Here is a 24,376-nt window from a genome sequence, read left to right as displayed (position 1 = left end):
CTTAATCATCAAGCCAGCTTCGATCACCGGTCAGGAATTGCTCGCGCAGCGACGCGGCAGCTGTGCTTTGCAACAGCAGGGCTTCGCCATGGTTGATATATTCTGGCTTTCTCGCCTGCAGTTCAGCGATCCTCTGGCCCAGGGACAAAGGATTTTGCAGCTGCGATGTGTGAACCGGTTTGTCAGACATGGGTCACCTTAGGGTCTGGCGGTGTTTCTAGCTTGACCCATGGTTAACCCAATAATTAGTCGGGAACGTGGCAAAATCCGGGCCACGCCATGCCGGTTTACGGGGTCAGCTGAGCCTTGAGCTGCAGCAATCCCGGATCTTTAGGCAGTATGTCTAGCCCCTCTTGCAGTACGGTGCGCGCGGCCTGTGGCCCACGATTAATCTGCGCCAACTGCACCAACATTGGCCAGGCCTCGGCGCGCTGTGGGTCAAGGGTGACAACTTCGCGAAAGGCTAGCTCAGCCGCAGGTGCGTTGCGGAACGTCAACGCCATTCCACCCAAAACAAGATGGGTTTCAGGGAAATCCAGCCGGTTCCCGATTGCACCCTGCCATTCGGCCATGCTCTGCGCCACTTGTGTTTGCTGCTCCGACGTCAGCGCCTGAGCCGGAATGTTCAGGAACTCTTTGGCTGCCGAAATACGCACGTTGCGCATCGGGTCAGAAAGCAACGGTTCCAACCGCCCTACCCGGTCCGGCAGCGCTGCCTCACGTTGCAACGCTGCTGCGTTGGCGCGCACTAAGGGGTTAGTGTCCGACAGCATTGGTGCCGTTTTTGCCGCAACCTCGGGCGACGCGAAGGGCTGCAGCAGATACGCCGCCGTGGCGCGCACGATGCCAGCCATGTTCGGGTCAGTCGCTATTTCCAGCAAAGCCTCTGGCCCGTCAGCCTGCCCGGTCAGAGCCACCTGAAACGTCGTCCCGAAATGCTCACGACGTTGGGTGGAGTCAGGAAACCACCCTTGGATTTGTCCCGCGGCCCAGGCTTGATCTTCGGATTGGTGGCAATCGGTACAGGCGTCCTGCCCCAACCCCAGATCAGGGCGCGGGATGCGAAAGCTGTGATCGCGTCGCCAATCGACACCCATATATACCCGCTCGATCATATGACAGGATACGCACTGGGCGCCTGCGCTGTCGTCCGGGTGATGATGATGCGCCGGTGTATCGTAATCTTTGGCCGTCAGGGTCGGGAAAACTGGATTTCCCGCCGGGGAATGGCACTGGGTACATACGCCATTTCCCTCGGCCTTCAGCTCAGCGCTGTGCGGGTCGTGGCAATTCATACAACCGACGCCCTGTGCATACATCTTGGACTGCAGGAATGAACCGTAGACATAGACCTCGTCCAAAATCTGGCCGTCAGGGTGATAGAGGCCTGGGCGTAGCACCGACAGGTTGTAAGCGTCATGATAGGGCGTTCCCGGCACCGGGTTTCCATCGCCGTGTGCTTCACGCCGGGAATGACAACCGGCGCATTGCTGGATTTCCGCCTCAGTCTGGCCTTTTCCCCAATCCATGGTGAACCCAAACGCGCTCAGATCAGCGCTGATGTTTTCTCCTTGCGTCCAGTCGATATGGGCCGAGGATGGGCCATGGCAGGCCTCGCACCCGACCCCAATCTCAGCCTGAACTGAGCTGTAATTGCGGGTCTGCCCATCGTAGTTCTTTTCAAACCCTGTCGCGTGGCATTCGGCGCACCGGGCATTCCAATTTTTATATGGTCCGGTCCAGTGCAACCCATCATCCGGCGGAAGGTCCTGATCGGGATAGAGGTGATACCACCGCTGTTCGCTTGTATCCCAAACCACATCGAAACTCTGCAAACGGCCGGGTTCGGATTCGAACAAGTATTGCTGCAACGGTTCAATACCGACCACCGAATGCAGATCGTAAAGGGTTGTAGTGCCATCCTTTTCGGTCACACGGGCCTGTACCATATCGCCTGTTTGGCTGAACTCGACAGACATGTCGTCATGATCAAACCGCGTTCCGTCAAAATCAGCCGCGACGTGCCCGTCTTCTACCTTGGTCCAGGCCAAAGCGTGATGGGATGCAGACCAGGCCTCGGCCTCAGCCTTGTGGCACGCGATACATTGGTCCGAGCCGACATACTCGGGCGATTGAGCAAATGCGTAAACCGGTGCCAGCACCCCGAAAAGAAAAATTGCTGTTCTCACGCCGCTTGCCCGCCCAGTTCATCCTGCATATCCATTAACGCCCCGTTGTATTCGGCGCCCAGGATCAGCATCGCGGCACACAGATACAGAAAGATCAGCGCGGCCATCGCCCCGGCCAGACCTGCGTAGGTGGCGCTGTACGAGGCGAACTGCGCGATATAGACCGAAAACCCCCAACCTCCCGCAGCCCAAAGGGCAAGCGTCAGCACAACGCCCGGCAGAATCTGGCGCAGCTTGTGCCGTCCCGTTGGCAAGACCAGATGTGCCAGCACAACAACACCTGCGGGAACGGCTACCGTGAAAGTCCAGCGCAGACGATCCACCGACAACCAATCGGACACGTTCACATCCGTCTTCTCGGACACCAACTGCGTATAGACTGGCAGAACCACTTCGACCGCCGCTATGATCATGATTGTAAGACCACCAACAATCACCAGCCCCAGACACAACAGCCGCGTTTTCCAAAACGGCCAGCTGTCGTGGTCGTGATAGGCCTGATTCATGGCCTTGCGCACGGCCAATACCCCGTTTGAGGCAAAAAACACCGCCAGCAAACCGCCCAAAGTGATTACCCCTGAACCAGATTCCGTCAGGACCGAGCGCAGTTCAGCCACAATCGGCCCGGCCACATCTTTTGGCCAGGCACCAAAAATCAGCTCGATCAATTCGTCGGTGACGTAATCCTGTGACAGTGAACCTGCCAAAGCCACGGTAAACAGGGCAAACGGAAAAAGCGCCAACATTAGAGACATGGCGACATGGCTGCTCATGACGAAGCCGTTCTTGGCGTCAAAGCGGACAATAGCCACCCAAAGTGCCCGAACCGGTCGGCTCAAATAAGGAATCACACGCGCGTTCATTCTCAAAGCCTAACCTGCCTGTGGCACCCAAAGAACCGGCAATCCCGCGAACTACCCAAATAATCTCAGACAAAGGTTTGGACGCATTGCATAATCCGGCTCTGCTGTGCAGGATCGCTATACGCGCTAAGGACAGTTCCCGAGACAGGCCAAGCTATGACACTGGACAATGACGAAACCACAACACCGACAAAGCTGAAGCTTTCCGTTGTGCGCGACGTGTCGATTGTGGCAACGCTGCTGGTGCTGGGGCTATACGCTGGTTCCGCGTTTCTGATCCCGCTGACAATGGCCTTGCTGGTCAATGTCCTGATCATCGCACTGAGCGACCGGATCATCGCACTGACCCGCATGCCGGTGTGGTTGGCCAATGTGGCCGGTGTCACCGTCGTTTTGGCCGGGTTGTTCGTGATCATGTATATTTTGGGCAGTCAGGCCACCCAATTCGCCCGCACGATCGGCACTTACGAAAACCAGTTCGACGAGACGGTCAACCGTGTCACCGGTTGGGTTGGCAATGACGTGACCACATTTATCCGCGACAACCTGATCAACATCGACATGTCTTATATCGCGCGCGTTCTGTTGGGCAGCGCTACATCCCTGCTGAACCAGTTTTTCCTGATCAGCCTTTATGTCGCCTTCCTGATGGCCGAACGATTGGCCTTTCGCAAAAAGATTCAACTGGCCGCGGGCGATCCTAAAACGGGTATCGAATTCGCTGCCATTCTGGATGCGATCTCGTTCAGCCTGCAACGCTATGTCGGTGTGAAAACACTGATCAGCCTAATCACAGCAAGCATCAGCTACTCAGTCTTCAAGATACTTGGACTGGAATTCGCCGAGACCTGGGCCGTCCTGACCTTCGCACTGAACTTCATCCCGTCCATCGGCTCGATCATCGCGGTAATCTTCCCCTCCCTGATCGCGTTGGTGCAGTTTGAAAGCATCGGACCATTCCTGATGATCATCTTGGGCTGCGGAACGCTTCAATTCCTGATCGGCAACTTTCTGGACCCCGCGCTGCTGGGACGTTCGCTGAACATGTCCACCTTTCTGGTCATTCTGGCGCTGATGTTCTGGACCACGATCTGGGGTTTGATCGGGGCGTTCCTCAGCGTGCCGCTCACCGTTTGTATCCTGATCGTCTTTAGCCATATTCCGGCCCTGCGTCCGATTGCGATCCTGATGTCTCTGGACGGAAGGCTGGGGGAAGACATCCGCCATGGTGTCGCTAGCTAGACGATGCCTGCGCCCCTGTTCATCGGATCCGAGATCTATCGCAGCTCGACCTATGGTTCAAAACACCCGCTGGCCATTCCGCGCGTGTCTACCGTCATGGATCTGTGCCGGGCGCTAGGGTGGTTGACGAGTTCGAACTATCGCGTCAGCCCGTGCGCAAAACCTGCTGCACTTCACGCATTTCATACACCCGATTATATCGAAGCGTTGCAACAGGCTGAGCGGGATCAGGCCGTATCGGATGAAACGCGGGCGAAATACGCGCTGGGCACATTGTCGAACCCAGTATTCACCGAGATGTACAGACGTCCCGCCACCGCCGCTGGTGGATCAATGTTGGGTGCAGAGCTGGTCCGTGATGGAGGCATCGTCTACAGCCCGGCCGGCGGCACGCATCACGGCCTGCCGAACCGCGCCAACGGGTTTTGTTATCTGAACGACCCGGTTTTGGCGATCCTGACCTTGCTGAAGAACGGCCTCGACCGGATCGTCTATGTTGATATCGATGCGCATCATTGCGACGGGGTCGAGGCCGCCTTTCACGGTTCAACTAAGGTTCGCATGATCTCGGTTCACGAAGCGCGGCGTTGGCCGTTCAGCGGAACTTTGACCGACGATGCAGGTGGGGCCGCGTTCAATCTTCCAGTTGGGCGAAACCTCAATGATGACGAATTCGATGCCATTCTTGATCAACTTATCCTACCCGCGACCGCATCATTTCGACCACAGGCCATCGTAATGCAATGCGGCGCGGATGCCGTGGCCGAGGACCCGCTGTCGCGTCTGACTTTAACGAACAACGCCCACTGGCGGGCTGTTGCCAACCTGCGCGATATGGCGCCCCGATTGTTGGTCCTGGGCGGTGGCGGATATAACCCCTGGTCCGTCGCACGGCTGTGGAGCGGCGTTTGGGCGACCCTGAACAAGATCGACATACCCGAGACACTGAATGCCACAGCGCGATCGGTGCTGGGTGACCTGGCCTGGAGCCGCGCGGCTGGAAAACGCCCTCCGCGACACTGGTTCGAAACCTTGTGCGACACGCCGAACCACGGCGATATTCGCCCCGAATTGCAGAACGACCTGCAACAATTAGCGGCCCGGATTTCATAGTGGATTGGTGGCGATAACGCTGCTAACTTTCGATCATTATTAAATATTCCTGACCATTCCGCTTCGGCGCAGCCCTGATATGTCTTTTTCTGACATCTGGCCACGATTGGACCAAATAAATGAATGCACTTAATCAGATAAATGATCTCAAAGCTCGCATGGGCAAGTCAATTATCGGGCAGGTCGAGGTAATTGACCGGCTGCTAATTGGATTGCTGGCGAACGGAAACCTATTGATCGAAGGTCTGCCGGGTCTGGCAAAAACTCGTGCGGTCAAAGCCATGGCGCGCAATCTTGATGCAGATTTCAGCCGGATACAATTCACACCAGATCTGCTGCCATCCGACGTAACCGGCACCGAAGTATTCCAACAAACCAGTGACGGCGGCACGTTCCGGTTCGATCCTGGCCCGATCTTTGCCAACATCGTGCTGGCCGATGAAATCAACCGTGCGCCTGCCAAAGTCCAAGCCGCGCTGTTGGAGGCGATGGAGGAACGGCAAGTCACCGTTTCAGGCACCACACACAAAATGGAGCCTTTGTTCATCGTGATGGCTACGCAAAACCCGATTGAGCAAGAGGGCACTTATCCCCTGCCCGAAGCGCAGATGGATCGGTTCCTTATTCACGTTCAGATCACCTACCCCCCGGTCGAAGACGAGGTAGAGGTTATACGGCTGGTGCGCGGTGAAGAAGTCGCCGCCGGGACCGGCGTATTCAGAAAGACCCGAACCCCGATCCCGCAAGACGCCGTTTTTCAGGCACGGCTCGAGATAGGGCAAATTCATGTGTCCGACGCAATGGATCGATACATGGCTGATTTGGTGCAGGCGACCCGCACACCCGAGAAGTTCAGCGATGAGTTGGCCAGTTGGATTGAAATTGGTGCCAGCCCACGTGCCTCGCTTGCGCTGGACAAGTGCGGACGCGCGCATGCCTGGATGAATGAACGCGATTATGTGGACCCCGCGGATATTCGCGCCGTTGCCCACGACGTGTTCCGCCACCGCATCACGCTTAGCTTTGAGGCGCAAGGAAGCGCCAAAACACCGGATGACGTGATAACGGAAATCCTGCGCCTAGTGGCGCTGCCCTGATTGATCGGAGAGAAGTTCGTGGCCCAGACCGCCACATATCCTAATGACCCACGCATTCATGTGGATGCCCAACACCTGTTGCGGCTTGGCGCAAAGTCGCGCGCGCTCAGCCTTTTGCCGAGACAACCTGCGCGTTCAATCCTGAATGGCCGCCATGCGTCGCGGCTGCGAGGGCGCGGTCTGAATTTCGAAGAACTGCGCGGCTATCTCCCTGGCGATGACATACGGACTATCGACTGGAAAGTGACGGCGCGCACCGGAAAACCTCATGTTAGGGTCTATACCGAAGAACGGGATCGCCCTGCCCTGCTGCTTGTCGATCAACGCGTTTCGATGTTTTTCGGTACCGAAGTGTATATGAAATCAGTCATCGCCGCCGAGGCCGCCGCGATTGCGGCCCATCGCGTCCTGTCGCAAGGTGACCGTGTCGGCGGCATCGTCTTTGGCGACACTGATCTGGCCGAACACCGCCCGCAACGCCGCGCCGCTGCCTTAACGCGGTTCTTATCCTCGGTCGCGGCGTTGAATGGCGATTTGAACGCGTCCTTGCGTCCCAAACCGACCATCGCGCTGAATGACGTGCTGAGACAGGCGGTCGGTATTGCACATACCAACGCGTTGATCTGTGTGTTTTCGGATTTCGATGGTCTGGACAGGGCATCAGAACGCCTGCTGAGCCGCTTAGCGCAATCCAACGACCTTATTCTGTTCAATATTTCCGACCCTAGTGCGCATCAACTGACCGCAGGCTTGAAGATGACGGTTTCGGATGGGACGAAACAAATCGAGCTCGACAGTTCCGACCCGGACCTGTCCAGCCGTATCAAGGCTGCAATGGATAATAGGTTGGCGCAATTGCAACTCTGGTCACGGCGCTATGGCTTCCCGATTGTCCCGCTGACAACGTCCGAGCCGGCCCTTGATCAATTGCTGAAATTGTTCGGCCATCCCGGAGGACGGACATGAGCGTCGATGTGGACGGCAAATCCCTCGTCGAGCTGCTCGACATGCTGGTGCCCGCGCCCGTGCCCGAACCAATTCCAATGACACCACAGACCTGGGGTTGGCTGGCTCTTGCAGTCGTTGTATTGGCAGTCATTGTTGTGGGATTTCATTTGTTTCGCGGACATCAGCGATCCAACGCATACCGACGCGCCGCACTTGCCGATCTACAAGCCGCGAACGATGACCCCGCAAAAGTCGCAGAGATTTTACGCCGTACGGCACTTGCTGCATATCCACGCGCGAAGGTTGCCAGTTTGCATGGGCAAGAGTGGCTAAACTTTCTACAGCAAACTGCTGAAAAAATGCCGGTTTCCTCTCCGGCATCTCGCCTACTACTCGAAGGGCCCTACAGATTAAGCCCATCGAGCCCTGAACTGTCACATATGGCACGGGTCTGGATACAAAGCCACAAACCTGAAGGAGGGCGCAGATGATTTCATTCGCCGCGCCCTGGGTTTTTCTGATGTTGCCCTTCCCGCTGTTGGTCTATTGGTTTGTTCCACCGCATCGCGAACAGACCAGCGCAATTCGCATCCCGTTTTTCCGCCATGTCGCCAAGGCTGCAGGGGCTGATCCGCAATCGGGGTCTATGATCTCAAAGCGGTCAATGCTGCAAGCATTCGTAGCAACCTTGATCTGGCTGCTGCTTGTTACAGCCCTTGCTCGTCCTGAAAAACTGGCTGATCCTATTGTCGTCGAAAAATCTGCGCGGGACGTTGTGTTGGCTCTCGACATCTCAGGGTCGATGGATCAGCGCGATTTCCAATCCACAGATGGGGCGCCCAAGCAGCGCCTTGCTGCTGTCAAAGACGTGTTGCGCGCATTTATTGCCGAGCGTCAGGGAGACCGGATGGCGCTTATTATCTTTGGTACCCGCGCCTTCGTACAGGCACCATTTACCGAAGACCTCAATAGTTTGAATGGGTTCCTGGATCAAACTCAAGTCGGCATGGCGGGTCCGAATACGGCTTTGGGTGATGCGATCGGGCTTGGAATACGTATCTTTGACTCAAGCGAGGTAGATCAGCGTTTGATGATTGTACTCAGCGACGGCGCGGATACGTCCAGCCGCATGACGCCCGCCAACGCTGCAGCCATCGCTGCGGATAATGGTGTGATCATTTATACCATCGGCGTTGGTGATCCTGACGCCACTGGCGAAGACCGTGTGGATCTGGACGCGCTGCAAGCCATCGCGGATCGTACTGGTGGCCAGTATTTCTTTGCCAACGATCAGGCCGCGCTGAGCGACACATACCAGCGAATTGATGAACAAAACCCCAGAATTGTCGAAACCCAAAGCTACCGCCCACGCGAAAGCCTGACGCATTACCCGTTGCTGATGGCGTTGATCGTTTTTCTTTGCAGTTCGACCGGCTTTCATTTCGCACAACGTCACAGGAGAGCGACATGATCGGCGTTGTGACTGAATTTCATTTTATCAGAGTAATTTACCTTCTATTCCTAATCCCAATCGCGGTGCTGTGGTGGGCGATCCGCCCGAAACACAAGGGGCTATCTGACCTGCCTGCTGGTATAGCTCCACATTTGGCTAAAGCACTTTTGTTAGGTGCCGAAGCAAACCGCCGGATCTATCCGATCGACGTTGCCATGACCGTCGCCGTTCTACTCACGCTGGCCGCTGCTGGTCCGACCTGGACGCGGGCGCCCAACCCTCTGATCGCGGATACGGCCCCCCTGGTGATCGCCTTGAAAGTTACCGACAGCATGGAAGAGACCGATCTGACCCCGTCGCGGCTGCAACGGGCGAAATTCAAGATCACCGATATCATCAACGCACGGGCTGGCGCACAGACCGCTTTGATTGCCTATGCAGGCTCATCGCACCGGGTTGCACCCCTGACCGAGGATGCGAACATCTTGCGTCCATTGTTGGAGGGTCTGACCCCTGCCGTGATGCCAAAGTCCGGAGATGCCGCAGGAGACGCTTTAGTACTGGCGCAAAGCATCTTGGATGAAAGTCAGACACCAGGCGCAGTGCTGTTTGTTCTGGATGATCTAGACCCCTCGCAGATTCCAGAGTTCGAAACCGCGTCATCGCAGATTTTTTTTCTGACAATGCTGCCTGACAGACAGGAAATCGTTCAGCTCAACACCCTGAAAAACGCCGAAGTGGTCCCGTTTTCAACTGATGACCGGGATGTCACGCGACTGCTGAGGCAAATACAGACAGCTTATGTCGATGCTCTGGATGACGAGGACCGGCTTGATTGGCAAGACCGAGGGTGGATTCTGGCCTGGCCAGCTGCGCTGTTGTCCCTTCTTTGGTTCAGGCGGGGTTGGGTTATCCGGTGGGCCATGCTGGGGCTATTCCTTGTTCAACCGTCTGGCCCGGCCAATGCCGACGGATGGCGCGATTGGTTCCTGACGCCCGACCAACAAGGCCAGATCGCCATGAACCAAAAGCGCTTTGCTGATGCGGCAGAGTTGTTCGAAGACCCATATCACGAAGGTTACGCTCGTCTAAAAACAGGCCAATACCCCGAGGCCGCGGCGATCTTTGCGGAACTTAAAACGCCTGAAGCAGCCTTCGCCGAGGGAATGGCACGCATCCGAAACCGGGAATACAGACCAGCTATTTCGGCCTTTGAAACTGCGTTAGAGCGTCGCCCTAACTGGCCGGATGCGCAACATAATCTTGAAGTTGCCACGGCCATTTTGGACTATGTTGAAACCACTCGCGAACAATCTGATACCGGTGAAGAGGCAGGTATCGGCGCGGATGACACCGTATTCGACAACGACGCAGGTCGGGGCGAAAACACAACCATTCAAGCCCAAACCGACGGCAGCCAGCCCCTTTCCGCGGATCAATGGATCAGCGCCATCGACACAGACATGCAGGACTTTCTGCGCAATCGGTTCTTGTTGGAAAATCAGGAGCGAACGCAATGAAGCGCCTTCTCCTCCTGCTGCTTTTGTTACCCAGCGCAGTGCTTTCGCAAGGAACAACTGCAATCCAACCTCAAGTGACGGTGGAGACGCCGACCGAAAACGTGATCGTGGGGCAACCGGGGATCGTGCGCATCAAGGTACTGGTTCCTACGTTCATGCCGTCTCCTCCCGTCTTCCCGTCATTGGAACAGGAAAACCTGTTGGTCCGGCTTCCTGAACGCGCATCAGGTCCCGTCAGTGAGCCCGTGAACGGTGAAACATGGTCCGGGGTTCAGCGCAGCTATCGCATTTACCCTCTGCTTGCCGGGCAAATCAGCCTTGGCGTCACCGACATGAAGGTGACGTTTGCCGACCCTGAAACGAATGCTCCAATACAAGTCTCGGTCCCGCTTTCACCGATCGCAATCAATGCTGTTGTCCCAGACGGTGCAGCCAATCTGAACCCTCTGATCATCGCGACGGGTTTTGAATTGGAGCAAGAAGTTGAGGGCGTGACTGAGATGCAGGCCGGAGATGCGATTACACGGCGGTTAACGGCGCGTATAACCGGCACCAGCCCGATCCTTATTCCGAAACTTATTCCTAAATATCAAGAACCTCTGCTGCGCCCTTACCCCAAGGAACCACGCTTAACTGAAACCGAGGATCGAGGTATTCTGTCCGGCCAACGGGTCGACGAGGTAGTGTACCTTGCCCAAGATGGCGGCCAAGCGCAGCTGCCGCCCGTGTCCATCCAGTGGTTCAATCTGTCAACTGACGCGGTCGAGACAGTTGAAGTACCGGGTGTGGATCTGACGCTCACCGCGCCCAGGTCGAACCCTCTGTCGACGGACAGGATGGTTGAATATGCGCTTTGGTTGGGATTGGCGGCAATTGTTTTTTGGGCGTCTTTGCGTTGGGGCACACCGCGCTTTCGCACTTGGAAAGACGCGCGGCACCAAGCATATCGCGCATCGCCTGCATTTGCTCTGGCGGAATTGCAACGCGCGCTAAAGGCCCATGATATTTCCGCAGCTTATTCAGCGCTGGAAACCTGGAAAACCCGCAGCAGTGATCCACAAGGGTATCGGGAACTTGAGGCACAGTTGGCAAGGATTGGCTGTGCACGGTATGCATCTGATACCAATCAGAAAACACCGGATTGGTCCGCTGCAATTTCGGCCATGAAGGAACTTGCAGAAACACCACAATCGCAGGCTCAACCGCTTCCACCGCTGAACCCTTAACGCTTAGGTCTGGCAGTTCGCGATCAGCGCCTGTCTGTTCTTCAACCGCACCCGTCCATAGCCGAGTTCAATCATGTCCAAATCAGCAAGGCGGTGTAGGCTGCGATGCAAAGTAGGTTGTGACACAGCGATCATCTCGGCCAATTCTTCCTGTGACACGACGATCCATCCATCACATTTCGAGGTGCCTTCATCCAGATGCAGCAGCCTGAGAACTAACCTCTTTTCGCTGCCCGTGACCGCCAGGTTTGCCATGATCCGAAGGGCGGTCTGCATATTCTCGTGGGTCAGCGCGTAAAAGTCCCGAACGTAATCAGGCTTGGACTGAACCAACTTGGTCACGCGGCCGTTTGGGAAGTACAACGCGTGCGTCTCTTGCGTCGTTACGACACTAACCAGACGCGGTTCATCCGCAAACAACGCCAGATCCCCGACCCAAAACCCCGCGCCTTCGCGATGCAGAACGAATTCCTGCCCGTCATCCGCCGGAGCGGTGATCTGCACCCCACCGCTGAGGACAGCAAAGACCCCGTTGGACGGATCGCCATGGTGATACAGCGTTTCCCAGGCTTCATAGGTTTTCGGGACCCCGCACTCCAACAAATCACGCTGAAATGCGGCGGAACGTTTGCTGAACCAGCCTCCGCCCTGCAAGAGTTTCATATTATTCGCTTTGTCAAACATTAGAATTTTTCAATATCATCATATGATGAGTTTTCAATCTCATTGATCGCCTAACCTGAGCACGCTCGATTCCCCTACGGGTGATGTAACGCCGTTCAGAAATCGACCATTTCTTGGCAGCTTATTGGCTGAAACAGCCAGCCTCCAACTAATTTTCACCTCCGGGTTTTTTCGACCCTTTCAAATCAGGAGTACATCATGTCACCACCACGTTCGATTGCATACAGTTGGCGCAGAGGCTTGCGCCGGGTTGCTGTGGCTACATTCGCCGTTGCGTTGGCAATTCCCGCCTGGGCGCAGGAACAGAAACCCAACATCCTGGTCATCTGGGGGGACGATATTGGACAGTCCAATATTTCGGCCTATACGATGGGTTTAATGGGGTATCAGACGCCCAATATCGATCGCGTCGCCAAGGAAGGGATGATCTTCACCGACTATTATGGCGAGCAATCCTGCACCGCGGGCCGGTCATCCTATATCATGGGGCAATCAGTATTCCGGACCGGGTTGTCCAAGGTTGGATTGCCGGGTGCCGATCTGGGTATGCAGGTCGAAGATCCAACCATCGCGGGCTTGTTGAAGGACCACGGCTATGCCACTGGTCAATTTGGTAAAAACCACCTGGGCGACAAGGATGAGCATCTTCCGACAAATCACGGATTTGATGAATTTTTCGGAAACCTGTATCACCTGAATGCCGAGGAAGAACCGGAAAATGAAGACTATCCCGGCGACGCGGTTCTGGCCGATGGGCGCACCTTCCGCGAAGCGTATGGCCCGCGCGGTGTAATCAAATCCAAGGCGGACGGCACCATAGAAGACACCGGCCCCCTGACCCGCAAGCGCATGGAGACGGTAGACGAAGAGACCGTTGCCGCTGCAATTGACTTCATCAAGCGAGCCCATGAGCAAGGCCAGCCCTTCTATGTCTGGTGGAACGGCACTCGGATGCATTTCCGCACCCACGTCAAGGATGAGATGCGCGCGCAAGCGAACGATATCATTGGTGGCGTTGCAGACGAATACACTGCGGGCATGATTGAACATGACATGCATGTAGGGCAGTTGCTGGACCTGCTGGATGAGCTTGGAATCGCAGACAACACGATCGTTCACTATTCCACCGACAACGGACCGCACATGAACACATGGCCGGATGCTGCCATGACACCGTTCTGGGGCGAAAAGAACACCAATTGGGAAGGCGGATGGCGCGTTCCATCGATGGTGCGCTGGCCCGGTCAGATCGAGGCTGGATCGGTCACCAATGAGATCGTGCATCACATGGACTGGCTGCCGACCTATCTGGCCGTCGCTGGTGATCCAGAGATCAAGGAAAAGCTGAAGGCTGGCTATAGCTCCTCCGGCATGGGCCGAGATTACAAGGTGCATCTGGACGGCTACAACATTCTGCCTTTGCTGACTGGTGAGGCCACGGAAAGCCCCCGACGTGAAATTTTCTATTTCTCGGATGACGGTGACCTGACCGCGCTGCGTTTTGACGATTGGAAGCTGATCTTCCTAGAGCAGAAGGCATGGGCCACCCTGCGCGCCTGGATCGAGCCCTGGACCGAACTGCGTATTCCTCTGATCGTGAACCTGCGTCGTGATCCGTATGAGCGCGCGTATCGGACCTCCAACACCTACTATGACTGGCTGTTGGACCGGGCTTATTTCCTGGTGCCAGCACAGCAATATGTCGGGTCTTTCTTGGAAACCTTCCAAGAGTTCCCGCCACGCCAGAAAGCGGCAAGCTTTAATCTGGATCAGGTGATGGAGAAACTGGTCACGCCGACCAACAACTAAGCCCCTCGCAAGCTTAGGGTCGCCGGTTCAACGGCGGCCCTTTTCACGTTGAAGAAAAAGGAATTTCTCATGAAGACCGCCCTTCGCGCTGCTGCCGTTTTCATGGCCCCGTCGATTGCCCTGGCCGACCCGCTGCCCAGTTGGGGAACCTCTGCGTCGAAGGATCAGATTGTTGCTTTTGTTGACGCCGTCACCGATCCGGACAATCCCGATTACGTGACACCAGCAGACCGGATCGCCGTGTTCGATAATGACGGGACGCTTTGGGCGGAACAGCCGGTGTATTTCCAACTGACCTTCGCCATGGACCGCCTTGCCGAAATGGCCGCGGTTGATCCTTCGATCCTGACCAGCCCAACGCTGGAAGCTGCGGCCAAGGGGGATATGGAGGCCATCGCGGAAGGCGGCCATGAGGCCTTGATCGAAGTCCTGAATGCCTCGCATTCCGGGGTCAGTGTCGAAGAGTTTCAAGCCTCGGTCACCAAATGGCTGGACACCGCGCGTCACCCCGATACCGGGCTGCCCTATGACCAGATGACTTATCAGCCAATGGTGGAACTGCTACGCTATCTCAGGGATGAAGGGTTCCGCACTTACATTGTTTCGGGCGGCGGGCTGCATTTCATGCGCGTGTTTGCCGAGGACGCCTATGGCGTGCCGCCAGAGCAGGTACTGGGCACCTATACTGCCACCACCTATGAAACGGCTGAAGGCAAACCCACGATCATCAAGGCACCCGGCATTGCTTTTATAGACGACAAGGAAGGCAAGCCGATCAATATCGAACGCACCCTTGGCAGGCGCCCCATTCTGGCCGGTGGAAATTCGGACGGGGACTTTGCCATGCTCGAGTGGACAACCGCCGGGCACGGACCGCGTTTGGGCGTCCTGATCCATCACACCGACGCTGAAAGAGAATGGGCCTATGACCGTGAAAGCCCGATCGGAAAACTGGTCGACGGGTTGGACAAAGGCCCCGATATGGGCTGGGTCATCGTGGATATGGCGCAAGACTGGAATCGCATCTACACTGGGTCGGAATAAGGCACTCAGAGAACGATAACCTCATGTGGACATTACTTGTTTCCGCTGCTGTCCTCGTCCTGTACGTGACGGCTGTGGTCTTTGCGATAAGGGCTGCGCAGACCGCCCGAACACCGCAGGGCGCGGTTGGCTGGGTGGTGTTTCTGATCTCAGCCCCGATGCTCAGCGTACCCATGTATTTGTTTTTGGGCCACCACCGATTTCGCGGATATCGCATTGCGCGAAAACACAGCGAACGTGTCGTTGAAGGCATCAAAAGCTTTGCAGATTTTTCAATGCCCGAGCCCGGCTCGATGCCGTTCAACGCACGGCCATTCGAGGTTCTGGCGCATCTGCCAGTATCGCGTGGAAACGGTGCCAATTTGCTGATCGACGGCAAGGCCACGTTCGATGCCATTTTCGAGGCAATCGACGCCGCGCAAAGTTATATCCTGATCCAGTTCTACATTGTCCGCGATGACGACCTGGGCAAACAGTTGCAGTCCAAACTGATTGCCGCAGCCGAGCGTGGTGTCTCGGTCCGCTTTATGACCGATTCCGTGGGCAGTTATGGTCTGCCGACCGCCTACCTTGACACCTTGCGCGCCGCTGGGATCGAGATTGCCAACCCGCGCGACCGGCGCGGACCGCAATATCGCTTTCAGCTGAACTATCGAAACCACCGCAAGACCGTAATCATTGATGGTGAAACGGGCTTTATTGGCGGTCACAATGTAGGGGTCGAGTATCTGGGCCAGAGCAAACATTTCGGCCATTGGCGCGACACACATCTGAAAATGACCGGCCATATCGTCCGTCAATTACAGTTGATCTTTGTCGAGGATTGGCACTGGGCCCACGAAGAAGATCTGATTGATCAACTCAACTGGGCCGGATCAGAATCCGAACAGGACATGAATGCCCTGCTTGTCGCCACCGGTCCGGGGGACGACACGGAAACTGGTGCGATGATGTTTTTCTCGGCCATCACTGCAGCCAAGGAAAGGATATGGATCGCCTCACCCTATTTTGTGCCTGATATCGACGTCATGACGGCCCTGCAGCACGCTGCTCTTCGGGGTGTCGATGTGCGCATCCTTGTGCCAGAAGTGATTGACCACCGCCTGCCCTGGCTGGCTGCCTTCGCTTATTTCGACGAAATCCGAGACTGCGGTGCGCGGGTGTTTCGGTATACTGAAGGGTTCATGCATCAAAAGGCATTCGTGGTCGATGACACTCTGGCTGCTGTGGGAACGACCAATCTGGACAACCGATCATTCCGGCTGAATTTCGAAGCCATGGCACTGTTTTTCGACCAACGCGCGGCTGAGGCGGTGGACAAAATGCTGCGCGACGATTTTGAAAACAGTTATGAATTGACCCGCAAACTGCCCGAACAACCCGGCTATATCCGGTTCGGCTCACCACTTGCGCGGTTGTTCGCGCCCATCCTCTAGGACATCAGCTCTTCTTTAAAAACCTGGGTCATCAGGGCAACCATAAAGGCCGTCGACAGGCCAAACGCCAGCAAACCTGTGACCGAAGCAAACGCGCCGAATATGCGCAGTGGCTCACCCAACACAATGTCGCCGTACCCCAGGGTAGTGAAAGTCACCAACGAGAAATACAAGGCCGAATTCCAGTCAGGCAGAACATCCCCCAACACCCAAACGATCGCCCACAACCAGACTTGAAACGTGTGAATTGCAACGATGAATGCTAGCGCGATACAGATGGGACCGGCGATGGCAAGAAACCGTTTCGTGTTCTCAAGCCGGGGTACCGCGTGCCGGATGACCTGCGTACACCACGTCAAAAGGATGATTTCGATTAGGAAGCAAATCCCCAGATAGATACTGCCCCAAACAATCTGCTGCGCTAGTGTCATAAACTCGTATCCCGGCCCGGAGAAGTTCTGACACAATGGCGACTTAACCAAAAAAGAACAAGGCTGTGACAATCGCAAAAGATTGCGCCCGGACGCTGGACTCTGTGGGGTGGCGTTGCACATTGTGACAGGCACTGTCCAAGGGGTTTGCATGCTGCTGAATATCGACAAGGTCCAGAAATCCTATCCCGGCGGGCGGCCGGTGTTGCGCGATGTGTCACTGACGCTGGATCAAGGACAGACGCTGGCTCTGACCGGTGAAAGCGGCAGCGGCAAAAGCACGCTTTTGAACCTTGCTGCCGCTTTGGACAGCTTTGACGGCGGTGAGATTACGCTGGACGGCACCGCCCTTTCTTCGCTGGATGACCGTGGTCGGGCAGCATTGCGCCGTGAGAGCGTGTCGTTGGTGTTTCAGCAATTCAATCTGATTCCATCGCTGACGGTCGCTCAGAACCTCTCATTTCACGCCCGATTGGCGGACCGTGAAGACACCGACTGGACCGCGCAACTGGCTGAACGGCTTGGTTTGTCCGACTTGCTGACGCGCTATCCTGAAAACCTGTCAGGCGGTCAACAACAGCGCGTAGCCATCGGCCGCGCCATGGCCCCCCGGCCAAAGCTGTTGCTGGCGGATGAACCAACCGGCAATCTGGACGAAACCGCCAGCGCGACCGTGCTGGATCTGATGCTCTCGCTAGTTGCCGAGACAGGCGCCGCCTTACTGTTAGTTACGCACTCGCCAGACATCGCGGCGCGTCTGGATCGGCGGGCGCATCTGACCGGTGGCCATATCGCATGACTGGGGCAATCATACAGGCCTTGCTGTCGCATTGGCGACGTCACTGGCTGCAACTGGCAACGCTGTTGATTGGCATCGCGTTGGCGACCGGGCTGTGGTCGGCGGTGCAGGCCATCAATGCCGAGGCGCGCGCCAGCTATCAACAGGCCAATGATCAGCTTGCGCTGGGTCTGTTTGATGAGCTGCGCGACCCGTCCGGCCCGATCCCGGTTGAGCGTTATGTCGCGCTGCGCCGTGCAGGTTGGCAAGTGGCAGCTGTTTTGGAAGGCCCCCTGCGGATTTCGGGACGCACGGTACAGGTGATGGGCGTTGACATGGTCGCCTACCCGGCCCTGCCCGCCGTGACCCAGATTGAGCAAAGCGAAACGCCCCCCGACCCGGCCGACATGCTGACCGCACCGGGCCGCTTGCTGGCTGCGCCTGATCTTGCACAGGTGCTGCGCGGGCAAAGCGGTCTGCCGCCGATTCTAACCTCTGACACGGTTCCGCCTGATCTGATCCTGACCGATATCGGCGCTGCCGAGACACTTCTGGACAAATCCGGGCAGATCTCGCGCCTGATAGTGCTGCCCGATCAGCCGCTTGGCGTGCCTCCGCTATCCGAGATCGCGCCTGAACTTGAACGGAGCGCAGCTTCGGCGCAGTTGGATGCAGCCAGTCTGACAGATAGTTTTCACCTGAACCTGACCGCATTTGGACTGCTGTCCTTTGCCGTCGGTCTTTTTATTGTTCATGGCACCGTCGGGCTGGCCTTTGCGCAACGGAGGGCGATGATCCGCACCCTACGGGCTCTGGGTGTCTCAATGCGGCGTTTGATCTGGGTGATCATGGCTGAATTGACCGCGTTGGCCCTGATCGGCGGCACCTTGGGCCTGATCCTTGGGTTCTTTCTCGCCGGAGCGCTGCTGCCCGACGTCGCGGCCACTTTGCGCGGGCTATACGGCGCACCTGTCGACGGGCAAATGTCCTTGCAACCGCAATGGGCGCTGGCGGGGCTGGCGATGGCATTAGCGGGCACAATGTTTGCCAGTGGCCACGCCTTGTATCGATTGGCGCGTATGCCCTTGCTGACTGGTTCCGGAGTTCAAGCTTGGCGTGGTTCAGCCTTGGGACAACGCAGCGCGGGCCTGATCGGTCTGGCCCTGATCGGGGGTGGCTTTGGCATAGGGTTTGCCTTTAACGGGTTGGTTGCCGGGTTTGTGATGGTCGGCGGCATTCTCACCGGAGCGGCACTGACTCTGCCCTATCTTCTGTCCCTCGCCCTGTCGGGTTTTCATCGGCGCGCCCGAGGGCCGATCGCACAATGGGTCTGGGCCGATATGCAGGCGCAATTACCGGGTCTGTCTTTGGCTTTGATGGCACTGCTGCTGGCTTTGGCCGCGAATATTGGTGTCGGAACCATGGTTTCCAGCTTTCGCCTCACCTTTGTTGGCTGGTTGGATCAACGCCTGACGTCCGAGATTTACGTGACCGCCACTGACAACCAACAAGGTCAACAGATTGCCCAATGGCTAGGCCCGCAGGTGGACGCCGTGTTGCCAATCCGCAGCGTTGAACTGACCCACGAGACCGGGCCGTTGTTCTTATACGGAATTGTGGACCACCAGACTTACCGCGATCACTGGCCTCTGATCGCCTCGTCAGATGATGTCTGGGATCGCGTCCTGACGGGTGAGGCCGTTTTAATCAACGAACAGCTCGCCCGCCGTGCGGGTTTGTGGCCTGGGGATTCGCTGACCCTTAATGCAGGGCATGCGCTGACCGTGGCAGGTGTTTATTCGGACTACGGCAATCCGACCGGTCAGGCGATCGTATCAATGCCGCAGCTTGACCAAATCGCCCCGGGGGCCGACACGCGCAGGTTCGGTATCCGCCTTGCACCCGAGCGCGCCACCGAAGTAACGCAGGCGTTGCGAGACCAGTTTGACCTACCTCGGCGGGCCGTCGTCCAACAGGCCGCCATGAAAGCGCAATCGCTGGCGATCTTTGACAAGACCTTTGTGGTGACTTCCGCACTGAACGTGCTGACACTGGGGGTGGCGGGATTTGCCATCCTGACCAGTTTGCTGACCTTGTGGACGCAGAGGCTGCCGCAGGTTGCCCCGGTTTGGGCGTTGGGGCTGACACGTGCGCAACTGGCACGGCTAGAGGTGTTGCGCAGTGTGCTGCTGGCGGCGTTGACGGCCGTCCTAGCCTTGCCACTTGGGTTGGTTCTGGCCTGGGCGCTGTTGGCGGTGATCAACGTACAGGCTTTTGGCTGGCGACTGCCGATGTTTCTGTTTCCTGCTGATTGGGTCTATCTGTTTGTGCTGACCCTGCTTGCCGCCTTTGCCGCCGCCGCCCTGCCCGCATTGCGCTTGATGCGTTTGCCACCCGCCGACCTTCTGAAGGTATTTGCCAATGAACGTTAAAGCTTGGCTGTTTGTCCTGATCCTATTGCTGCCCTCTGCCTTGCACGCGCAAGGCTATGCCGGGCTGGGCGGGTCAGCCGACGGGTTCGACATCCCCAAACCAGGTTACCAGTTCGAATTTCCGCGAGATCACGGCCCGCACCCGTCCTTTCGAATCGAGTGGTGGTATCTGACTGCCAACCTGACCGGAGAAGACGGGCGCGATTACGGCATTCAATGGACCTTGTTCCGATCCGCCCTGAAACCGACCGAGGCCGAAGGTTGGCAAAGCCCTCAGCTGTGGTTGGGCCACGCTGCTGTGACGACTGAGGAAGCGCATTATTTTGCCGAACGCCTGTCGCGTGGCGGCATCGGTCAGGCTGGGGTGACTGCCGAACCATTCGAGGCCTGGATCGACGAATGGCATATGCGCGGGCCTGATCCCCGCGCCTTGTCCTTGTCCGCGAGCGGTGCCGAATTTTCCTATGACCTAACCCTGACAGCCCAAGGTCCACTGGTGTTTCACGGAGAGGACGGATACTCTGTCAAGTCCGCCGATAGGCAGGCCAGCCATTACTATTCTCAACCCTTCTATGACGCCGAAGGTGTACTGCGCCTACCCGATGGAGATGTCGCTGTCACCGGTCAGGGCTGGTTGGATCGTGAGTGGTCCAGCCAGCCGCTTGCCGCAGATCAAAGCGGGTGGGATTGGTTCTCGCTCAGTTTTGATGACGGCAACAAGCTTATGGCCTTTCGCCTGCGCGGCGGGCGCGGAGATTTCACAGCGGCCACATGGATCACAGCAGACGGCACCGCGACGCCCCTTACCGACGGGTCCGTTTCGTTCGCACCGTTGGATACGGCGCGAGTCGCCGGTCGGGACGTACCTGTCCAGTGGCGCGTGACTTTGCCTGATCGTGATTTGGAGGTCGACGTGTCGGCGATCACCCCTGATGCCTGGATGGCAACGCGGTTCGAATACTGGGAAGGCCCCGTCACGGTGTCAGGCAGCCACTCTGGGCGCGGCTACCTTGAGATGACCGGGTACTAACGCACCACGTAAACCGAGACCGTCGAATGCCGCACGACCCGCGCCGCGTTCGGACCCAGAAGATAGTCCTTGAGGTCCGGTTTGTGTGCGCCGATCACGATCAGATCGCTGTTCGCGCTTTCAGCGGTCTTCAATATCTCCTGATAGGCTGTTCCGGTGGCGACGACGTGGCGGATTCTCTCGTTCCGCTCTGCACCCAAAGTTGCCGTACACATATCGGTCAGTTTGGTATGCGCCTCATCCAACGCCTTTTCGTGGAAATCCGGTTGGAAAAAGCCAGATACCCAGCTTTCCCCAAAATCCGGCAACACAGTCACCACGTCCAACTGCGCATTGTCCTGTTCAGCCAAAGCCGCCGCGGTCTTCAACACATGTACGTCCAGATCGCCATTGCTGATATCAACGGCACAAAGAACAGAGTTTGTCATGCGGGCACCTCTTGTCTGGCGGCGCGGCCGCGTTGAAGGAAAGCGATCAGCCCCAGCAGAATCATCGCTGGGATATAGATCAATTGCTTCGGCGGCTGACTGGATGGCAGGCTGACCGAGGTCAGACGTACCGCGTCATCCGCGTAATAGTCGAAGTTATCCAACTCATCCGCGACCGGGGTGCCAAACAGCGGTTCGTCCAGTTTGACCAGACCGTCCTCTTCGATCAGCATCAGGCCCATGGCGTCCACACGCGCGGCGCCACCCTCTTCGCTGCCAACCGGCACTACGACCGTAGTGTCCGTCATCTCCAGAGTGTCAAAATCAGGGCCGCTAACGACAAGGCGGACTTCTGTTCCAGGCGGCGTTTGCCCGATCGTTTCAATGAAGGCCGACGGTTCAACCGACGCATAGGGCGGTGAAAGCCGATCCATGAAGAAGTCGGGCCGGAACAGCGCAAAGGCAACGAAGATCAGCGCGACGCTTTCGTAAATACGGCTGTGCGTCACGAAATAACCCATCGTCCCCGCAGTAAATACAAGGATGGCTATGGTTGCGAATATCGCGACGGTTATCCCTTCAACCCAGGTGACGTCGATCAACAGCAGGTCCGTGTTGAAGATGAACACAAACGGAAGTGCCACGGTGCGCAGGCTGTAGAAGAACGCGGTGAAACCGGTTTTGATCGCATCGCCGCCTGACACGGCTGCCGCTGCAAAGCTTGCCAATCCGACCGGCGGCGTCACGTCCGCCATGATCCCAAAGTAGAAGACAAACAGGTGGACGGCGATCAGCGGCACGATCAGACCACTCTGCGCGCCTAGTTCGACAACCACGCCGGCCATCAGCGAGCTGACAACGATGTAGTTCGCCGTGGTCGGCAGGCCCATGCCCAGGATCAGGCTTAGGATACCAACCATTACCAGCATCAGGATCAGGTTGCCGCCCGACAGGAACTCGACCAGATCGGCCATCACCTGCCCAACACCGGTCAGAGTCACGGTGCCAACGATCACGCCAGCAGTGGCCGTCGCAAGCGCGATGCCGATCATGTTGCGCGCGCCGTCAATCAGGCCCTGCCAAAGGTCGGCGACACCATCGATAAAGCTGGTGTTCAGGTTACTCTGCCCACGGAACATCGCCTTGAGCGGCTTTTGGGTCAGCAGGATCACGAACAGCAACGCCGTGGCCCAGAACGCCGACAGACCAGGCGATTTCTGTTCGATCATCAGGAAATAAACCAGAACGATGATCGGCAGCAGATAGTGCAGCCCGGCCTTATAGATATCGGCGATAACCGGCAGCGTTACTTCTTTGGCATTCGGATCATCAGGTTCCAGATCCGGCACCTGAGCCGCCAGATACAGCAGCACCACATAGACCGCGCAGACAATCAGGCTCAGGACCAATCCGGCCGCCGAGGGCACCCAGCTGGTGACCGCATCGACCGGGTATTGCGAGCCATAGCAAAGCCCCGCAAACACAAGGAAGAACATCAACATTCCAACGACAGTGCGCGCCAGATGGACGTCGCGATCACCCAGTGTGGGCATGTTCCGCTTCACCGCTTCAAGATGAACGATATAGACGAGCGCGATGTAGGAAATCGCCGCTGGCAGGAACGCGTGGGTAATCACCTCGACATAGGAAATGCCCACATATTCCACCATCAGGAAGGCCGCAGCGCCCATCACAGGCGGCATGATCTGGCCGTTCACTGAGGAGGCAACCTCAACCGATCCGGCCTGTTCACTGCTGAACCCGACGCGCTTCATCAGCGGGATGGTGAAGGTACCGGTGGTCACAACGTTGGCGATGGACGAACCTGAAATCAGGCCGGTTGCCGCAGAGCCCACAACCGCCGCTTTGGCCGGACCACCGCGCAGGTGGCCAAGGGCACCAAACGCCATCTTGATAAAGTAGTTCCCTGCCCCGGCCTTGTCGAGCAAGGCGCCGAACAGCACGAACAGGAAGACGAATTTGGTGGAAACACCCAAGGCGATGCCGAACACGCCCTCGGACGTGATCCACATGTGGCTCATGGCCTTTTTCAGGCTTGCGCCTTTCCAGCGGATAACCTCGGGCACCCATTCAGATGAGCCAAAGAACACATATGCCAGAAAGATCGTCGCGATAATGGCCATTGCAGGCCCAAGCGCACGGCGCGCGGCCTCGAACAACAGCAGCAGGCCAGCCAATGCGACCCACTTGTCAGTGTCATCCGCAAGACCGCCCGCATCGACGATCTTTTCGTAGAAGAAGTACCCGTATAGCGCAAGAAACGCGCCAGCGACCCCCATTATCCAGTCCTGAACCGGGATATAGTCACGCGGGCTGGACTTCAGCGCTGGATAGGCCGCAAAGGCCAGAAACATGGCAAAGGCCAGATGAAACTGACGTGCATTGTTCACGACGCTGCCCGGCAACACATAGTTGGCGATAGGTGATGCTAAAAGCACCTGAAAAATCGACCATATCGCCGCCACAACGGCCAGAAAAATCCCGACATTGCCGACCGGATTACGCCCACCCGCATCGGACGAGGCTACAAGTTCCTGCAGCTCTTCTTCGGATAGCGGACGATTGGATTGTGTGTCGGAACTCATGCAAATGTCTCCCCGTCGTGGCCGTTTTGGCCTTTTGAACCACCCGT

Annotated in this window: 21 protein-coding genes; 14 read left to right on the top strand and 7 right to left on the bottom strand. The window is 57.1% G+C overall.

The genetic code is table 11. The features are described from left to right. Position 1: 1 nt before the first annotated feature. The 3 genes from ACR0LY_RS02915 to ACR0LY_RS02905 all read right to left on the bottom strand — a co-directional run bounded on the left by ACR0LY_RS02915 (position 2) and on the right by ACR0LY_RS02905 (position 3,052). Positions 2 to 190 carry a hypothetical protein gene (locus ACR0LY_RS02915; protein ID WP_170348776.1) on the bottom strand — a complete coding sequence of 63 codons (189 nt, stop codon included), beginning with the start codon at positions 188 to 190 and terminating at the stop codon, positions 2 to 4. Positions 191 to 287: 97 nt separating this feature from the next. Then, positions 288 to 2,189 carry a multiheme c-type cytochrome gene (locus ACR0LY_RS02910; RefSeq protein ID WP_170348777.1) on the bottom strand — a complete coding sequence of 634 codons (1,902 nt, stop codon included), beginning with the start codon at positions 2,187 to 2,189 and terminating at the stop codon, positions 288 to 290. Continuing rightward, on the bottom strand, positions 2,186 to 3,052 hold the full coding sequence (locus ACR0LY_RS02905; protein ID WP_170348778.1) for a YihY/virulence factor BrkB family protein: 867 nt from the start codon (positions 3,050 to 3,052) through the stop codon (positions 2,186 to 2,188). The genes ACR0LY_RS02910 and ACR0LY_RS02905 overlap by 4 nt, the downstream gene beginning before the upstream one ends. Positions 3,053 to 3,208: 156 nt before the next feature. Between ACR0LY_RS02905 and ACR0LY_RS02900 the strand changes: the two genes are divergently transcribed. The 8 genes from ACR0LY_RS02900 to ACR0LY_RS02865 all read left to right on the top strand — a co-directional run bounded on the left by ACR0LY_RS02900 (position 3,209) and on the right by ACR0LY_RS02865 (position 11,651). After that, on the top strand, positions 3,209 to 4,294 hold the full coding sequence (locus ACR0LY_RS02900; RefSeq protein ID WP_170348779.1) for an AI-2E family transporter: 1,086 nt from the start codon (positions 3,209 to 3,211) through the stop codon (positions 4,292 to 4,294). A gap of 3 nt (positions 4,295 to 4,297) precedes the next feature. Next, positions 4,298 to 5,407 carry an acetoin utilization protein AcuC gene (locus ACR0LY_RS02895; protein ID WP_170348780.1) on the top strand — a complete coding sequence of 370 codons (1,110 nt, stop codon included), beginning with the start codon at positions 4,298 to 4,300 and terminating at the stop codon, positions 5,405 to 5,407. 119 nt (positions 5,408 to 5,526) lie between these two features. Further along, positions 5,527 to 6,504: an AAA family ATPase gene (locus ACR0LY_RS02890; protein ID WP_170348781.1), complete on the top strand. Its 978-nt coding sequence runs from the start codon at positions 5,527 to 5,529 to the stop codon at positions 6,502 to 6,504. An 18-nt stretch (positions 6,505 to 6,522) separates the two neighbouring features. Beyond that, entirely contained in the window at positions 6,523 to 7,470 is a 948-nt protein-coding gene (locus ACR0LY_RS02885; protein WP_170348782.1) for a DUF58 domain-containing protein, read from the top strand. Then, the gene (locus ACR0LY_RS02880) at positions 7,467 to 7,943 is read left to right on the top strand and encodes a DUF4381 domain-containing protein (protein WP_170348783.1); all 477 of its coding nucleotides are present in this window, start codon (positions 7,467 to 7,469) and stop codon (positions 7,941 to 7,943) included. Before ACR0LY_RS02885 ends, ACR0LY_RS02880 begins: the two co-directional genes overlap by 4 nt. Next, positions 7,940 to 8,923, top strand: coding sequence for a vWA domain-containing protein (locus tag ACR0LY_RS02875; RefSeq protein ID WP_170348784.1), 984 nt, complete (start codon positions 7,940 to 7,942; stop codon positions 8,921 to 8,923). The genes ACR0LY_RS02880 and ACR0LY_RS02875 overlap by 4 nt, the downstream gene beginning before the upstream one ends. Continuing rightward, positions 8,920 to 10,425: a VWA domain-containing protein gene (locus ACR0LY_RS02870; RefSeq protein WP_170348785.1), complete on the top strand. Its 1,506-nt coding sequence runs from the start codon at positions 8,920 to 8,922 to the stop codon at positions 10,423 to 10,425. The genes ACR0LY_RS02875 and ACR0LY_RS02870 overlap by 4 nt, the downstream gene beginning before the upstream one ends. Continuing rightward, the gene (locus tag ACR0LY_RS02865; RefSeq protein ID WP_170348786.1) at positions 10,422 to 11,651 is read left to right on the top strand and encodes a BatD family protein; all 1,230 of its coding nucleotides are present in this window, start codon (positions 10,422 to 10,424) and stop codon (positions 11,649 to 11,651) included. Before ACR0LY_RS02870 ends, ACR0LY_RS02865 begins: the two co-directional genes overlap by 4 nt. A 3-nt stretch (positions 11,652 to 11,654) precedes the next feature. On the opposite strand, the gene ACR0LY_RS02860 is transcribed toward ACR0LY_RS02865, so the two are convergent. Further along, a complete protein-coding gene (locus ACR0LY_RS02860) occupies positions 11,655 to 12,314 on the bottom strand; it encodes a Crp/Fnr family transcriptional regulator (RefSeq protein ID WP_254440173.1) in 660 nt (219 codons plus the stop codon). A 219-nt stretch (positions 12,315 to 12,533) separates the two neighbouring features. On the opposite strand from ACR0LY_RS02860, the gene ACR0LY_RS02855 reads away from it, so the two are divergent. The 3 genes from ACR0LY_RS02855 to cls all read left to right on the top strand — a co-directional run bounded on the left by ACR0LY_RS02855 (position 12,534) and on the right by cls (position 16,624). Further along, on the top strand, positions 12,534 to 14,144 hold the full coding sequence (locus tag ACR0LY_RS02855) for an arylsulfatase (protein ID WP_174820415.1): 1,611 nt from the start codon (positions 12,534 to 12,536) through the stop codon (positions 14,142 to 14,144). 69 nt (positions 14,145 to 14,213) lie between these two features. Next, entirely contained in the window at positions 14,214 to 15,188 is a 975-nt protein-coding gene (locus ACR0LY_RS02850; RefSeq protein WP_170348788.1) for an HAD family hydrolase, read from the top strand. Positions 15,189 to 15,211: 23 nt separating this feature from the next. Further along, positions 15,212 to 16,624, top strand: a complete 1,413-nt coding sequence (cls, locus tag ACR0LY_RS02845) for a cardiolipin synthase (protein WP_170348789.1) — start codon at positions 15,212 to 15,214, stop codon at positions 16,622 to 16,624. Here cls and ACR0LY_RS02840 read toward each other — a convergent pair. Then, positions 16,621 to 17,055 (bottom strand): ion channel, encoded by a 435-nt coding sequence (locus tag ACR0LY_RS02840; protein WP_170348790.1) that lies wholly within the window; start codon positions 17,053 to 17,055, stop codon positions 16,621 to 16,623. The two genes, cls and ACR0LY_RS02840, sit on opposite strands and share 4 nt — an antisense overlap. A gap of 151 nt (positions 17,056 to 17,206) precedes the next feature. Between ACR0LY_RS02840 and ACR0LY_RS02835 the strand changes: the two genes are divergently transcribed. Genes ACR0LY_RS02835 through ACR0LY_RS02825 form a run of 3 tightly spaced genes read left to right on the top strand, consistent with a single transcriptional unit; the run spans position 17,207 to position 21,295 of the window. Continuing rightward, the gene (locus tag ACR0LY_RS02835; RefSeq protein WP_170348791.1) at positions 17,207 to 17,854 is read left to right on the top strand and encodes an ABC transporter ATP-binding protein; all 648 of its coding nucleotides are present in this window, start codon (positions 17,207 to 17,209) and stop codon (positions 17,852 to 17,854) included. Further along, the gene (locus ACR0LY_RS02830) at positions 17,851 to 20,265 is read left to right on the top strand and encodes an ABC transporter permease (RefSeq protein ID WP_170348792.1); all 2,415 of its coding nucleotides are present in this window, start codon (positions 17,851 to 17,853) and stop codon (positions 20,263 to 20,265) included. The genes ACR0LY_RS02835 and ACR0LY_RS02830 overlap by 4 nt, the downstream gene beginning before the upstream one ends. Continuing rightward, positions 20,255 to 21,295 carry a lipocalin-like domain-containing protein gene (locus ACR0LY_RS02825; RefSeq protein WP_170348793.1) on the top strand — a complete coding sequence of 347 codons (1,041 nt, stop codon included), beginning with the start codon at positions 20,255 to 20,257 and terminating at the stop codon, positions 21,293 to 21,295. The genes ACR0LY_RS02830 and ACR0LY_RS02825 overlap by 11 nt, the downstream gene beginning before the upstream one ends. Here the strand turns inward: ACR0LY_RS02825 and ACR0LY_RS02820 are convergent. Both ACR0LY_RS02820 and ACR0LY_RS02815 read right to left on the bottom strand, forming a co-directional pair. Continuing rightward, positions 21,292 to 21,723 (bottom strand): universal stress protein, encoded by a 432-nt coding sequence (locus ACR0LY_RS02820; protein WP_170348794.1) that lies wholly within the window; start codon positions 21,721 to 21,723, stop codon positions 21,292 to 21,294. The two genes, ACR0LY_RS02825 and ACR0LY_RS02820, sit on opposite strands and share 4 nt — an antisense overlap. Then, on the bottom strand, positions 21,720 to 24,329 hold the full coding sequence (locus ACR0LY_RS02815; protein WP_170348795.1) for a TRAP transporter permease: 2,610 nt from the start codon (positions 24,327 to 24,329) through the stop codon (positions 21,720 to 21,722). Before ACR0LY_RS02815 ends, ACR0LY_RS02820 begins: the two co-directional genes overlap by 4 nt. Positions 24,330 to 24,376: the final 47 nt, after the last annotated feature.

The organism is Ruegeria sp. BC5 (assembly GCF_056539205.1).
Note: the sequence above shows the minus strand (reverse complement) of the source record. Positions and strands in the feature narration are given on the sequence as shown.